General features: G+C 39.7%; 18 protein-coding genes and 2 pseudogenes. 19 read left to right on the top strand and 1 reads right to left on the bottom strand.

Annotated features, from left to right (window positions below; genetic code table 11):
- The first annotated feature begins 450 nt into the window (after window positions 1-450).
- Window positions 451-1065 carry a hypothetical protein gene (locus OCV48_RS04380; RefSeq protein ID WP_005602828.1) on the top strand — a complete coding sequence of 205 codons (615 nt, stop codon included), beginning with the start codon at window positions 451-453 and terminating at the stop codon, window positions 1063-1065.
- A gap of 260 nt (window positions 1066-1325) precedes the next feature.
- On the top strand, window positions 1326-1670 hold the full coding sequence (locus OCV48_RS04375; RefSeq protein WP_005602826.1) for a helix-turn-helix domain-containing protein: 345 nt from the start codon (window positions 1326-1328) through the stop codon (window positions 1668-1670).
- A gap of 24 nt (window positions 1671-1694) precedes the next feature.
- On the opposite strand, the gene OCV48_RS04370 is transcribed toward OCV48_RS04375, so the two are convergent.
- A complete protein-coding gene (locus OCV48_RS04370; protein WP_005602824.1) occupies window positions 1695-1928 on the bottom strand; it encodes a hypothetical protein in 234 nt (77 codons plus the stop codon).
- A 248-nt stretch (window positions 1929-2176) separates the two neighbouring features.
- On the opposite strand from OCV48_RS04370, the gene OCV48_RS04365 reads away from it, so the two are divergent.
- From OCV48_RS04365 to OCV48_RS04285, 17 genes and pseudogenes are all read left to right on the top strand, one after another.
- On the top strand, window positions 2177-2389 hold the full coding sequence (locus OCV48_RS04365) for a helix-turn-helix domain-containing protein (protein ID WP_014081251.1): 213 nt from the start codon (window positions 2177-2179) through the stop codon (window positions 2387-2389).
- Window positions 2390-2581: 192 nt separating this feature from the next.
- On the top strand, window positions 2582-2905 hold the full coding sequence (locus OCV48_RS04360; RefSeq protein WP_005602820.1) for a helix-turn-helix domain-containing protein: 324 nt from the start codon (window positions 2582-2584) through the stop codon (window positions 2903-2905).
- 318 nt (window positions 2906-3223) lie between these two features.
- Complete coding sequence (locus tag OCV48_RS04355; protein WP_007889569.1) at window positions 3224-3388, top strand: hypothetical protein; 165 nt, start codon at window positions 3224-3226, stop codon at window positions 3386-3388.
- 169 nt (window positions 3389-3557) lie between these two features.
- Window positions 3558-3980, top strand: coding sequence for a hypothetical protein (locus OCV48_RS04350; RefSeq protein WP_262558969.1), 423 nt, complete (start codon window positions 3558-3560; stop codon window positions 3978-3980).
- Between the two features lie 8 nt (window positions 3981-3988).
- The gene (locus tag OCV48_RS04345; RefSeq protein WP_005602809.1) at window positions 3989-4309 is read left to right on the top strand and encodes a hypothetical protein; all 321 of its coding nucleotides are present in this window, start codon (window positions 3989-3991) and stop codon (window positions 4307-4309) included.
- A complete protein-coding gene (locus tag OCV48_RS04340) occupies window positions 4299-4466 on the top strand; it encodes a hypothetical protein (RefSeq protein WP_005602807.1) in 168 nt (55 codons plus the stop codon). The genes OCV48_RS04345 and OCV48_RS04340 overlap by 11 nt, the downstream gene beginning before the upstream one ends.
- Entirely contained in the window at window positions 4459-4845 is a 387-nt protein-coding gene (locus tag OCV48_RS04335; protein ID WP_005602806.1) for a type II toxin-antitoxin system PemK/MazF family toxin, read from the top strand. The genes OCV48_RS04340 and OCV48_RS04335 overlap by 8 nt, the downstream gene beginning before the upstream one ends.
- 77 nt (window positions 4846-4922) lie before the next feature.
- Window positions 4923-5171 (top strand): DUF6870 family protein, encoded by a 249-nt coding sequence (locus OCV48_RS04330; RefSeq protein ID WP_005602804.1) that lies wholly within the window; start codon window positions 4923-4925, stop codon window positions 5169-5171.
- Between the two features lie 159 nt (window positions 5172-5330).
- Window positions 5331-6992 (top strand): recombinase family protein, encoded by a 1662-nt coding sequence (locus tag OCV48_RS04325; protein WP_005602798.1) that lies wholly within the window; start codon window positions 5331-5333, stop codon window positions 6990-6992.
- Complete coding sequence (locus OCV48_RS04320) at window positions 6993-8636, top strand: recombinase family protein (protein ID WP_005602796.1); 1644 nt, start codon at window positions 6993-6995, stop codon at window positions 8634-8636.
- On the top strand, window positions 8636-10216 hold the full coding sequence (locus OCV48_RS04315; protein WP_005602794.1) for a recombinase family protein: 1581 nt from the start codon (window positions 8636-8638) through the stop codon (window positions 10214-10216). Before OCV48_RS04320 ends, OCV48_RS04315 begins: the two co-directional genes overlap by 1 nt.
- 177 nt (window positions 10217-10393) lie before the next feature.
- A pseudogene (locus tag OCV48_RS04310) lies at window positions 10394-10630 on the top strand (flavodoxin); the annotation flags it as partial.
- A gap of 229 nt (window positions 10631-10859) precedes the next feature.
- Window positions 10860-10958: pseudogene (locus tag OCV48_RS04305) on the top strand (winged helix-turn-helix transcriptional regulator); the annotation flags it as partial.
- Between the two features lie 142 nt (window positions 10959-11100).
- Window positions 11101-11538, top strand: a complete 438-nt coding sequence (locus OCV48_RS04300; RefSeq protein ID WP_147591262.1) for a radical SAM mobile pair system MarR family transcriptional regulator — start codon at window positions 11101-11103, stop codon at window positions 11536-11538.
- On the top strand, window positions 11535-12224 hold the full coding sequence (locus tag OCV48_RS04295) for a radical SAM mobile pair protein A (protein ID WP_147591261.1): 690 nt from the start codon (window positions 11535-11537) through the stop codon (window positions 12222-12224). The genes OCV48_RS04300 and OCV48_RS04295 overlap by 4 nt, the downstream gene beginning before the upstream one ends.
- On the top strand, window positions 12212-13120 hold the full coding sequence (locus tag OCV48_RS04290) for a radical SAM mobile pair protein B (RefSeq protein ID WP_055054236.1): 909 nt from the start codon (window positions 12212-12214) through the stop codon (window positions 13118-13120). The genes OCV48_RS04295 and OCV48_RS04290 overlap by 13 nt, the downstream gene beginning before the upstream one ends.
- Window positions 13121-13625: 505 nt before the next feature.
- Window positions 13626-13961 carry a DUF6075 family protein gene (locus OCV48_RS04285; protein ID WP_449495038.1) on the top strand — a complete coding sequence of 112 codons (336 nt, stop codon included), beginning with the start codon at window positions 13626-13628 and terminating at the stop codon, window positions 13959-13961.
- The last annotated feature ends 67 nt before the right edge of the window (window positions 13962-14028 follow it).

The raw sequence follows: 14028 nt of genomic DNA, 5'->3' as shown, positions 1-14028 counted from the left end.
CACTTTCTGCATAGGATATTTTCTTTTGCTTTGATTCCTGCTATTCTTAGAATATACAACAGATTGCTCTATATGGCACATTGAATACTGAGGAAAGGAGAAGTAAATATAATTATGAATATGCTTATAGAATGATCTGCATATAACGACAAAATGATATTAAAATAGGGGGTGATTTTGATGAAAGATTTTCATTTGAAGATTTTAGCTATAATAATGATAATTTTTGGCATATTTGGTTTAAGTACGCTTCCGTTTCTTTCCATTATTGTCCAATATATTGACTCAATAACTGGATTTAGTTCAGGAAATGGATATCTTACCAATAACATGGATTATCTTTTTAAAAGTCCTCTTATTTATATTGGTGGCTTTTTTGTTTTTAGTATCATTTTGGCAATTATTTATCTGGTTTATAGTTTTTTTAAAGCAAAGCGGGGGTGACTTCTAATGAAAAAAATAATTAGTATGGTTTTAAGTTTTATATTGATTTTGGGGTGCTCGACAACAGCGTTTGCTGCGGAGACTCATAACTATGACACTGAAAATTTGCCTCATGATGGAGCTGATTATTTTGAAACGGAAATTAAAGCTGATGAGGAAAATGAAGAACGCATTTCTGATTTTGTTACCGTATATGGTTATCAATATACCAAAGGTAGTTTAAAAAGTGGTGCATGGAGAAATGGCACGAGTGGTGGTAGTTCTACATCTAGCGCAAAATTATCATTGAATTACACTCAAGATACTTCTTATAATATTTCCTTTAAAGCTTCAGTTTCCGGTGGATATACAAATGGTGGAACTATAGGAAGTGAGTTGGGTGTTACACTAGGTGCATCAAAATCATATTCTTTAGGTAGCGGATACTCCGTAACTGTTCCAAAAGGATCTCATTATTTAATCAAATATCGTCCTATGTATTATACATATAAGGTCGTTGAGACAAAATATAAAGAAAGATATAATGAAGCATTAGGCGGCATGGAGAGATATGTGGTTGAAACAAAAACCTGCTATGTAGACGTATTTTCGCACTGGGATTTTACACATGTAGCTAAGTAAAGGTGTATGTTACACTAAATAAAAGCAGGGAACTATCTATATCCATGCTTCAAACTGGAGATAAAGCTCGTGGATCTGCCACGGGCTTTTCTCATGTTGTTATATACATTTTGCTGAAATTTTAAATTTCAGTGTAAAAGTAGATTGGTGTTTAGAAGGAATATGCAAAGTATTACACGAAAATGTCAAAGGATTACAGTTTCCTAAAACCCATAATAATTTCTGATATAATGCGATAAGTCAGAAAGGATGATGGGGCTATGGGGAAAAGAGAGCACATATACGAAATTATTGCAGAGAATATCAGAAAAGAACGCAGAAGGCTTGGAATTACACAGGCAGAGCTTGCAGAACGGGCAGATGTATCATTGGATACTATCAAAAGTGTTGAAAATGGCAGAAGGGCAATGAGTCTTGATACATATTTGAATATTGTTCATGCATTGGAGTCATCGCCTATGGTTTTGATGAGCCAGCAGCACCCAGAAAAACACATTGAGCGTTTTGCATTTATGATGAATCGATGTGACGAAAGAGAAATAGAATTTGCATTACATATGATTGAACAAATATTAAGAGGACAGGAAGATTATCTGAGTGAATAGACGGGTAGTTATCCTGTCCTTTGTCTATGACTCTTTTGCAAATTTTTCAGCGAGATGGTATATGATTTCTTCAATGGTGGGAGTATCATTTTCACATGGAAAGTCTGTCCAGAAGCGTTGCATTTTTGGATCAGGGCTTTTTAAAGCAATGGAAACTGCCCGCCCAATTTCCTGTTGGACTTCTTCTTTTGTGATTCCTTCTTTTTCGGCAATGATTTCCAAATATTTATCAACAGAGTATGTGTTTTTATCATTCATAGTGTTGTTGTGAATCCTTTCTGAGAAGGGTATTTGCGGTCAAATTGTCAGGTGCTTGAATTGTCCCGGTTGAATACCATAAAAGTAAAACAGATAATCCGTTCTATATTACATAATAACCTTGAGAGCTGTTTTCTATGCAGATTATGGCTATTTTCTATTCTATCATATACATACAGTATGGTGCATACACGCACCATATCATTATAGGACACTCTTGCGTAGAATACAAGGAGGAGGTCTTTGTAATGATAGTATATGACAGGTTATGGATCACACTCAAGAAGAAAAATATTAGCCAGTATGCACTAATTAAAGATTATGGAATAGATAAAGCACAGTTACAGCGATTGCGAAAGAATATGGTCGTAAAAACGGTAATCCTTAACAGATTATGTTCCATACTTGATTGTAAGATAGAGGACATCATGGAGTTTGTGCCGGATGAGGATATTAAGTAAAGAGATATTTCCAAAATGTAATGAGAGTTTGGAAATATCTCTTTTTTAATCCGCAAATATTTATATTCTTGGTATTAAGGTGTACAATATTCCACCTGAAATAGCTGGTTTAGTCACTCTTACAAAAGATTCGCTTACGGTACAATGAATACAGCTTAAGCAAATATATAAGGTGCCGGAAAAGAGTGGAAGGTGTACTACGATATTGTTAATAGTGGAGAAAGAATAAAAGAGTTGCGTGCGGCAAGAAGAATGACAAGACAGCAGCTTGCCGAGCAGATTGGATTGTCAGTGGATGCTCTGCGGAAAATTGAAGCTGGTGTAAATGGAGCAAAAATAGATACGCTGATTAGTATTGCTGAATTGTTTCATATAACGTTGGATTATCTTGTGTGTGGGTGTGAAAGAAAGGCAGAAGTCGATGATCTGCTGGTTGGTCTGAAGGAGAAGGAAGTACAGTTTATCCGGAATATGGTATTAAATGCCGTTGACAATATGAAACTTCTGACAGAATAAAAAAGTCGGATTGCATTTTTGATAATGCAGTCCGGCTTTTTTTATAAGGATTTGGAACAGGTGGGAGTGTTACTCTTAGTTCAAAAGAGTGTCGGTTACTGTAGAAGATGCGTGGTGTCAGTTATACTTTGTTCAGGTTCTGAGAAAAGAACCGTTGAATATTGAAAACAGAATAGGACACGCATATCCCACGAGCTTATATCGCCTTGTCTATGACAGGGTGGCAGAATCCCATTTCGTGCGATGACTATCCTCAGAGCTGTAGCCGATTATGAGAAACGTAACAGCAGGAGCCTTTAAGGATAAGAGCAGAGGGTTGTGCCTACCGGGTTAGCAGCCGGAGGTAATGAGATAATAAGTGCACCTGAATTTCAGCAAAACGCATTTTCAGAGAGTGGCTACTTTCGTAAGTCCAGATGGGCAGGAAACTACGAAGTGTTTGTGGCTGGCAAAGGATATGTTACCCGATACGGGGATGGTTAAGAAACCGGGAAGATAGTATTTTATCTTCCCACACAAACTGATTTGCAGTAACCAGCAGACAACAACGGGGCTTATAAGTGCAGAGAGCATTGGCAGGTCAGTTTATGTGAGGAGATAAAGTGTGCACAGGATATCAAATCAAAATAAAAACAGGAATGGAGATTTTAAAATGAATAAAGCAGTTATATATTTTGGAGCAACAGGAAATGAGGCAGCGGATCAGATGGTAATGCAGGTTCTTGAGGAGTATTGCACTGTGAATGGATATGAGGTGGTTGCAGTCATTTCAGAGAACTCAAGACCGGAGGGAATGACATTTCCTATGAAGTTTGCCTTTGTCGGTATGGCAGAGGTGGAAGATGTTGATGTGGTTGTTACTCTTATGAGTGATATGGTCGGTGATTGTGAAGAAACAATTATGGATAACATCATTATGCTCGGAGAGCACGGCATTACGGTTGAGACAGCAAACGATGATATGGCTGGATATTATCAGAAGATGGAGCAGGCAGGGAAAAAGGAAGATAACGGTATTGTTTCACTTGCTGATTTTATGGCAGTATTTTTCAGACGTCTCAGAGCCGACAGATAGGAGGTTTTATGAGTAAGTGTTGTGTTATCTGTGTAGGCAGGAATGCCGACAGAGCCGCAGACAGGATAGAAGCATATGCTAAGAAAGCGGATTTTGAGATTGTAGAAACAATCTTTAAAGATACGAAGTCTGTGGAAAGACTTAAATTTTATATCGAAAGAGATTCCATTATCAGTATTCTGGTAAGCAGTATCTATGATGTCTCATCGGATAAAGATGTGGTGAAAGGTATCATGGAACTTGCAGCAGAGCACGGGATCAGCATTAACGACGAGAGCAGGGGCTATGAACCTGCTCTCATCTCATTTGAGGAGGACAATGCCGGATAAAAAGGAATTAAGCATAGTGACATTTTCATCAGAAACCGTGGTGTTTGATGGGAAAGGAGACAGAGTTGTTGCCTGTCCTACGGAACAGGAAGCTGTCGAATATATCCGTGGGCAGGAAATACCAGTTGACAGACAAGGAAGTGAATATTATGAGTGAAATAAGACGGGGCGATATCTGGATGGTTGATTTTGGAGTACCGGAAGATGAGAATGACCACAAGCTGCACGGTATCAGACCAGTAGTGATTGTGAGCAATGACAGTGCAAACAGACACAGCACGGTATTCCATGCAGTACCGCTTACAAGTAAGATTCATAAAAAGACATATCTGCCAACACATATTTTTATCAGTTCGTTTAAGGCTGTTGGATTAAGAACGAACAGTATCGCTCAGTGTGAGCAGTTATGTGATGTGAAAGATACGGACCTGATAGAAAAAATCGGGAAAGTAAGCAAAAACCAGTTAAGACAGATAACAAAAGGTATGCAGATCCAGTTGGGTATGAGTACAAAACATAATAATCCAATTGCATAAATTCCAGCCGGGGCGAAAGCTCCGGTGTTACATAGCCGTCAGCATATCTGGCGGCTTAATTTGATTGGAGGGATAGGATGACAGTTGAACAGTTGGACAAAATATCGGCACAGAGATTAGAAGATGTGGATATTGATACATTGGTGGAAGTAAACAGCATAAAGTACGCTGACGGAATGCCTGTGGAAAAGAAGGTTGCGGGAATGATTGCAAAGACAGGTAATCCGTATTTCCGCAGGTCAGGAAAGAGCAAGATTAAGATTTCATTTTCCGATAATGGGGAAAGCCTGAAAGACAATTATATTGCTATGCTTGCCAATGTATAGAGCAGTCAGCCAAAATTAGGGGTGGAAATTCAGATGGATTTGTGATATCATTACAGACAAATAAGGACATCTAACCCGAAAGGGTATCAATTTCATATTTATGTTTCCATTCCTCTTGATTTGGGACTTCTAACTTAGAAAATCGAAGGAGTGGTGGACATGAACAATTCTAAAAGAATTTACAGAGCAGCCATCTATGTTAGATTATCTAAGGAAGATGGCGATCTTGATGATGTGAGAAAAGCTGAAAGTAACAGTATCTCAAATCAGAAATCCCTGATACTTAATTATTTAAAAGACAAAGAAGATATTGAAATAGTATCAATCCGTGAGGATGACGGCTATTCAGGGGCAACTTTTGACCGTCCGGCATTTAAACTTATGTTGCAGGATGTGAAAGACGGTATTATAGACTGTATCGTTGTAAAAGATCTTTCGAGGTTTGCAAGAGAGTATATCGACGCAGGGCGATACATTGAGCGGATGTTTCCTGCAATGGGGATACGATTTATAGCGATCAATGATGCCTATGACAGTGCAGATACACAGGCACAGGGAAACGAGATAATCATTCCGTTTAAGAATCTTATCAATGACGCTTATTGCAGGGATATTTCCATAAAAATCCGAAGCCACCTTGAAACAAAGAGACAGAACGGAGAATTTGTAGGAAATTACTGTGTCTATGGCTACAAGAAATCTGAGATTGACCATAATGTGATTGTCCCGGACGAATATGCAGGTCATGTGGTACAGGACATTTTCCGCTGGATAAAGAACGGAATGAGCCTTGATGCCATAAGCGATAAGCTGAATGTTCTTGGTATCCTGTCACCTATGGCATACAAACTCAGCAATGGCGAAAATTATAAGACAGCATTTCAGAAGAAAGACGAGCTGCTGTGGACTCCTGTTGCGGTAAGGCGTATCGCAACGAATATTATTTATACAGGAACACTTGTACAGGGAAAATTTACAACACCAAACCATAAGGTTAAAACAAAGATATTAAAGCCACAGGAGAAATGGGCAGTATGCCACAACAATCACGAGGCACTGGTATCTTTAAGGACTTTCCAGATTGTACAGCGTCTGTTGTCAGTGGATATGAGAATGGCACCGGGAAAAGATTCTATCTATCTTTTATCCGGAATAGCAGTATGTGCCGACTGTGGGGCACTTATGACACGAAAGGTGTCTACGGTAAATGGAAAAAAGTATGTTTACTATATGTGTTCCAATAACAAGAAGAATAAGAAGTGCAGCTCCCATAGGATAAAAGAGGCAGACTTGGAAAGCCGTGTATTTGATACCTTGAGGGATATGACAGCAATACTTCTGGATGCAGATGAGGTAATAAAGGAAGCTGGCAATAGTGCCAATTTCAGAATAGACCAGAAAAAGACAAAAGAGAGGATCAGTGCAAAAGAGAAAGAGATAACCAAATACAACCAGATGCTTGTTTCGCTTTATGAGGATTACCGAGATGGAATTGTTGATAAATCAGATTTTGCGATTATCAAGGAGAGTTTTGAGGTAAAAAGAGCAGAGGCGGAAAAGGCAATCGACAGGTTGCAGAAGGAAGCGGAAAACATTGCTGCCGGGATTGAAAGAGATACCGAGTGGCTGGAAGAACACAGGAAATGGAAAACAATGCCTTCTCTTACCCGTAATGTGGTAGTGAGCCTTATACAGTCTGTAAAGGTATATGAGGGCGGTGATATAGAAATCGTACTGGACTGTGACGATGAATACAGAAAAATCGTTGCAAGAGCCGGGGAGCTGGAAAGACAGCATGATGCGGAAAGGCTGGTGGTTTAAATGGCAAGGAAGTCAAGAACACAGCCGAAACAGTCCACGGATACGCTGAAGGCTTTATCCAAAGTGTATAAGACTGCCATATATGTGAGGTTATCTGCGGAAAAAGATGAAACGAGAGACAGAAAAACCCTGATCAATCAGAGAAATCTCATTAAGAACTTTGTGGATCAGCAGATGGACATGGAAGTTTATGACATCTATATGGACGATGAAATTTCCGGTACAACATTCGACAGACCGGAATTTGAGCGTATGATGTCGGATATGAGGGCAGGAAGGATCAACTGCATTGTCGTAAAGGATTTGTCCCGCTTGGGTAGAGATTACATTGAAACGGGCAATCTGGTAGAGCGTGTATTCCCGATGATGAATATCCGCTTTGTAGCGATTACGGATAATTATGATTCCTCAAAGAAAGACGCAGACCTTATGGTTGCGGTCACGAATATAGCCAATGATCTGTATGCTAAGGATATTTCAAAGAAAATATCTGCCAGTAAGCAGGAAGCGATGGAAAAAGGTATTCCGACTGGAAATGTGGCTTATGGCTATAAGGTAGTCTTTAATGAAAATAAAGTCAAGGTAATGGTTGAGGATAAGGAAGCCGCAGATGTTGTAAGGTGGATTTTTAATGAGGCAGAAAAAGGTACACTGCATTCTGTGATAGCGGCAGAACTGAATGCGAAGCATATCCTTACACCTGCCCAGTACAGAGTAAGGCATAATATAGAGAAACTTGAAAAGCTGAGTGGAGTTAAGTGGACTGTTGATACATTGTCACAGATTTTAAAGAATGAAGTCTATATTGGAAGATATGTGACTGGTAAAGACAGGGTATGCCTGTACAGACACGAAAAGAGGCATACTACCAATAAAGATGAGTGGTATGTTTTTGAAAATCATCATATTGCACTTATTGCAAAGGAACAGTTCTATGCGGTACAGAAGAATAAAAGAAAGGTAATAAAGCCAACAAAAAAGCAGACAGTGAATATGCTGAAAGGCAAAATCATTTGCGGCTGTTGTGGAAGCAGTATCCATATTCACCCAGAGAAACACGCAAAGGTTTATCTGTGTACGCATAGAAAAAGATATGGAAAGGATAGTTGTAACTGCCTGCCTGTAAAGGTAGACGATGTATATGCAGCGGTGCTTGCCGTTATAAAAGAGCAGATACAGGTCTTTGTTGACAGGGAAATGATATTAAAGGAACACCACAATGACAGCAGGGTAATCAGACAGGAACAGGTATATACGGAAGCCGTGAATAAGTGTGTCAAGGAAATGGACAGGCTTATGGAATTAAAGAGCGGCTTGTATGCAGATTACACAGAAGAACTGCTTGATGAAAAGGAATACCTGCAACTGAACAGGGAGTATTCGCAGCGTATTGAGAAATTGAAGATACAGGCTGATGAATACAGGCAGGCGGCAAGTCAGTATGAAAGTGCTGAAAAGACCGTTGCCCAGTTAAAAGCTGAAATGCTCCGTTTTAAAGGAAAACGCAAGTTGACGCAGGAAATGGTCGATTTGTTTGTTGCACAGGTACGCATATACGAAAACAAGAATCTTGAGATCGTTCTGAACTATGAAGATGAACTGAAAAAATTCGCAGAACTGAATATGGAAAGAGAGGCAGGATAATGGCTGAGAAAAGAAAATTAGCCTTTTATATCCGTCTCTCTGATGCGGATGAGGAGGTAAAAGCAGGAACAAAAGACGAAAGTAACAGTATTACAGGACAGAGAAAACTCTTGTATGCGTATATCAAGAAAACAGAGGAATTTGCAGGTTTTGAGGTACTGGAATACTTTGATGACGGATATTCGGGAACAATGTTCAATAACAGAGCAGAATTCCAAAGGCTCATACAGGACGCAGAGCTTGGAAGATTTGAATGTATCATAGTAAAAGACTTTTCACGATTTGGAAGGGATTACCTTGAAGTAGGCAACTATCTGGAGTTTGTATTCCCTGCAATGGGAATGAGGTTTATTTCTGTCAACGATAATTATGACAGTGACAGAAACTTTGGTGTTACCGGAGGAATGGATGTAGCTTATAAGAATCTGATTTACCAGCTTTACAGTATGGATTTATCAAGAAAGGTAAAGAGTGCCAGAAGGACAAGAAATCTGAGTGGCGAATACACGGCATCATTTGTCTGCTATGGATACAAGAAAGATCCGGACGATAAGCATAAGCTGATAATAGATGAAGAAGCTGCAAAGGTTGTTGTGGAGATATTTTCACTGATCATTGCAGGATATAATGCAAGTGAGGTTGCCCGCATATTAAATGAGAGAAAAATCCCGACAAGAGTTCAAAACCAGTGGAAGAATGGAATCAATTATGTTCCGGTTCATAATAAAGGGGATTATATGTGGGATAATTCAGAAGTTATAGCGATTGTCCAGAATGAGCAGTACAAAGGAATAATGATCCAGAATAAATGTGAAACTGTTGGTTTTGGAGATAATAAGAAGGTTCGCAAACGAAATAAAGAGGACTGGTCTGTTGTAGAAGGTGCAATACCAAGAATAGTAAGCGATGAAATGTTTGATGAAGTCAATAAAATGCTACGGGTTGAAGCCAGAGGGATTGAAAAGAGTACAAAGAAACGTAAGAAAAATCTTTTTATCTGTCCCTATTGTGGAAGAAAGCTGATGAATTCCAGTGCAGTATGTACACCGAAGCTCCTCTGTCCAAAACGCAGGATGGTAAGGACTGGCGAATGTCAGCAGATTTTTATGCTGAAGTCAGAAGCACAGGACAAGGTGCTGGAAATCACAAAGGAAATCTGTAGAACACTTATACAGGAAGAAGAACTTAAAAGGGCATCAAAGGATAAAAGGAAGGTGACAAGCGATGAGTATTTGATTAGTGAGCTTAAAGCGGAGTATGACAGAATATCAAACAGCACAGTTTCTTGTTATCAGTCATACAGAGAGGGAAAGTACACAAAAGAAGAATATGTGCAGCTAAGAAAAACAAACCAAGAGCTGTTAGCTGATCTGGAGAATCAGATATCAGATTTGCAGGAGAAAGCTGCAAATCAGGAGCCTGACACAGAGGAGAAGATAGAACAGCTAACCCAGTATAGTATGCTGGAACAGTATGACGGAGATGTACTTTCCAACATAATTGATAAGGTGCTCATTTACAACGACAAAGATATAGAGGTTGTGTTTAAGGGTGAGAACTTTATCCGAAATGCAGTGTAGTAAACAAAATGAGTAATACAGAAAGCCAGTAGTGAAAAAGCTGCTGGCTTCTTCTATGGGTAGTAACGAAAAGGTTAATAGTAATAAACTATTCTGTACTTTAAAAATCAGTAAGGATTTGATAGAATATGTACAGAAAAAAATAAAAATTTTTTTGTCCCAGTCTTGACAGATGCAGGCTATCCTATCTGGTGGGGAATCGCAGCATGGCCAGTAGATAACTTTGTAAAAGAGAATGACTTTACAGGAAAAACAGTCATCCCATTCTGTACAGCAGCGACCTCGGGAATCGGTGACAGCGGTAATCTTCTGGAAGAGATGACAGGAACAGGTGACTGGAAAGAAGGGGAACGATTCCATGGTGGAGCATCTGAATCAGATATCAGTTCATGGATAGACAGTCTTGGATTATAAAAGAATATAAAAATATTTGGAAGAATCGTAACAAAGAGAGACTTCTGTTCGGGGTCTCTTTTTATTATACTTACAGTAAAGTTTGAAATATAGAAAAGGAAGATAAAGATGGAGATAAGAATTTTAGGAAGAGACTTAGAAGTATCAGAAATCGGATTTGGATGTATGGGAATGAGTCATGCATGGGCTGGCATATCGCCACGATTACCATGAGTAGCCACCGAGAGTTGAATACGGCTTAACGGAACTCGGAACAAAAATGCTTCCAATTGTTAATTCACTTGCTGACTTTGGTAACTACTATAAATCAATTATTGAACAGAATTAAGGACGTTAGTATTTGAAAAGCTCGAACAATTCCAGTTTGGAGAATTGAAAAAACGGAATTTACCTATTAAGACATATAAACTCTTGACAATAAAGCTCCTATATAGTATGTTTTTAATAAATTACTATATAGGAGCTTTTGTATGCAAATGAATGGAGGATTTCTTGTCACCAAAATAAAACAGCTTGGAGACCGGATTTTCGAGAAGATTCTCAGCGAAAAGAATATTGATGCGTTTAATGGAGCCCAGGGGCGTATTCTTTATGTGCTGTGGCAGGAGGATGGTATCTCAATCAGGTCACTCTCGACTAAATGCGGATTAGCGATAACATCTCTTACTACGATGCTGGAAAGAATGGAAAATCAAGGGCTGATAAGCCGTGTTCAGTCTGAAACGGACAAAAGGAAAACACTCCTGTTTCTGACTGAGAAAGCACATGCCTTAAAGGGCGAGTATGATTCTGTATCTGATGAGATGGGCAGTATTTACTACAAAGGTTTTTCAGAGGAAGAAATTACCCGGTTTGAGGAATGCCTCGATCGCATCAGAAAGAATCTTGAGGAGTGGCAGAAGTCATGAGTATTTGTATCAAAGATCAGATTCAGAACATGAATATTGTCATTGGCTGCACAGTAGGGTGTGCATATTGCTATGCCCGCAACAACGTGAAACGCTGGCATATGATTGATGACTTCGCTGCCACTGAATTCTTTCCGGGTAAGCTCAAGATGATGGAAAAGAAACGTCCGCAGAACTTTCTTCTTACCGGCATGAGCGATCTCTCCGGATGGAAGCCGGAATGGAGAGACGAGGTATTTGCAAAGATCCGTGAAAATCCACAGCATCAGTTCCTGTTCCTTACCAAGCGACCTGATTTGCTGGATTTTGATACCGATCTGGAAAACGCATGGTTTGGCGTTACGGTGACGAGGAAAGCAGAACTGTGGCGTATCGACGCCCTTCGGAAAAACGTCAGAGCAAAACATTACCATGTTACCTTTGAGCCGTTATTCGACGATCCCGGCACAGTTGACCTTTCCGGAATCAATTGGATCGTTGTCGGCACCATGACCGGAGCTCAGAGCAGGAAGATTCATACGGAGCCGGAATGGGCATGGTCTCTGGCGGACCAGGCACATAAGCTCGGCATTCCGGTGTTTATGAAGGAAGACCTTGTCCCTATCATAGGGGATGAAAATATGATTCAGGAAATGCCGGAAGATTTTAATAAAGTGTTAGAGGTACAGAAATCATGGAAGAAGTAATAAATGGAATCCTCATTCGTGAGGTGGAAACGAAGAACATCATGACTAAGTCTAGTCTGCCGGTAGGCGGTTACTCGGTCAATCCTTATGTGGGCTGTACACATGCCTGCAAGTATTGCTATGCTTCTTTTATGAAGCGCTTTACCGGGCACAAGGAGGAATGGGGCACTTTCCTTGATGTGAAGCATTGGCCGGAAATTAAAAATCCGAAGAAATATGCCGGACAGCGGGTGGTCATCGGTTCTGTGACAGATGGCTACAATCCACAGGAGGAGCAATTCGGGAATACCAGAAAACTTCTGGAGCAGCTGATCGGCAGTGACGCAGATATTCTGATCTGCACAAAGTCGGATCTTGTGGTACGGGATATTGATCTGTTGAAGAAGCTTGGACGTGTAACCGTTTCATGGTCGATCAACACACTAGATGAAAATTTCAAGAACGATATGGACTCTGCTTCGAGCATTGAGCACCGTATCTCTGCTATGAAGCAGGTATATGAAGCAGGTATCCGTACAGTCTGTTTCGTATCCCCGGTATTCCCCGGTATCACGGATTTTGAAGCAATCTTTGAGCGGGTAAAGGATCAGTGCGATCTGTTCTGGCTCGAAAATCTCAATCTTCGAGGCGGTTTCAAAAAGACAATTATGGATTATATCGCCGGAAAATATCCTGATCTTGTACCACTTTACGACGAGATCTATAACAAGCATAACCGCAGCTACTTTGAAGCACTTGAAGTAAAAGCTGAGAAAATGGCTAAGAAGTATGATTGTGCCTTTGTGGATAATGAAATGCCTTATGGCAGAGTCCCGCAGGGGCATCCGGTGATCGTAGATTATTTCTATCATGAGGAAATCCGTGGGACAGAGAATACCGGAAAAAGAAATCGCTAACTTCTAGTTTGTAGGGATGACATTAAAAATGAAGTTTAAGGAACAGAACTTTACCTTGTTTGCCTATACAAATTATAGGACAATTCAAGGTTCTCACAGGCTCGAACCACTAGATTTTAAGGGAAAAGGTGCGTTCCACCATTTCCTTGTACAATAGGGGGTGAGTATGTTTTTCGTTGAACAACCGAGCCATGTCGAAACTGTGGTAGGACTACACAGAAAGGATTTATAGAAATCCTTGAATTTTATGCACTTTGTAGAGTTTTTCAGCTTCAACAGGATTGCTGAAAATCACAAGGAAAAAGAGCTTGTGAGGAAGGTAACGGTTGTTGTGGCATTAGACCTCGGTTGTGGGAACACAAATAATTCTGAATATGAAAGTAAATAGAGAACTATCAGATATGTTGATAGAACGTAGGGATACTTGAAAGAGTGTCCCTATTTTTTATATTAGGGCATTCCATTAGGAGTGCCTTTTTCAATTCAATTTAAAAAGAGGTTCATTATGAACAACACAGCGTTAGGAGCAGAAAACCAAAAGGAACAGACAATTAATTTTATCAGCGAAGCACATGAAAAATTCTACTATGAAAAATTAAAAGAGGTGCGCTATCGGGATGTGTACCACAAGGCACTTTGCTATTGCCTTGGTATCAGCGATGATACGAGAAGAAATATCAATAGCATCTATGATTTTAAGACAGGATGTGTAAAAACTGAGTGCTTGCATGAAGGCTGGAAGCAAAAGACTATTTTGATTATATATCCCAATGGGAGAACATGCCCACTCACTATGAGTACAAAAACAGACAGAATTCTCATGTGCCATAAAGTAACATAAAAAACAACAGACAGCTGCCACAATTCCGTAATGATTGATGCTTGACAGTCTCCTTTAAGTTTGCTAC

This window comes from Bovifimicola ammoniilytica (genome assembly GCF_025567085.1).
Classification (GTDB): domain Bacteria; phylum Bacillota; class Clostridia; order Lachnospirales; family Lachnospiraceae; genus Bovifimicola; species Bovifimicola ammoniilytica.
This window is presented reverse-complemented; position numbering and strand designations above follow the sequence as displayed.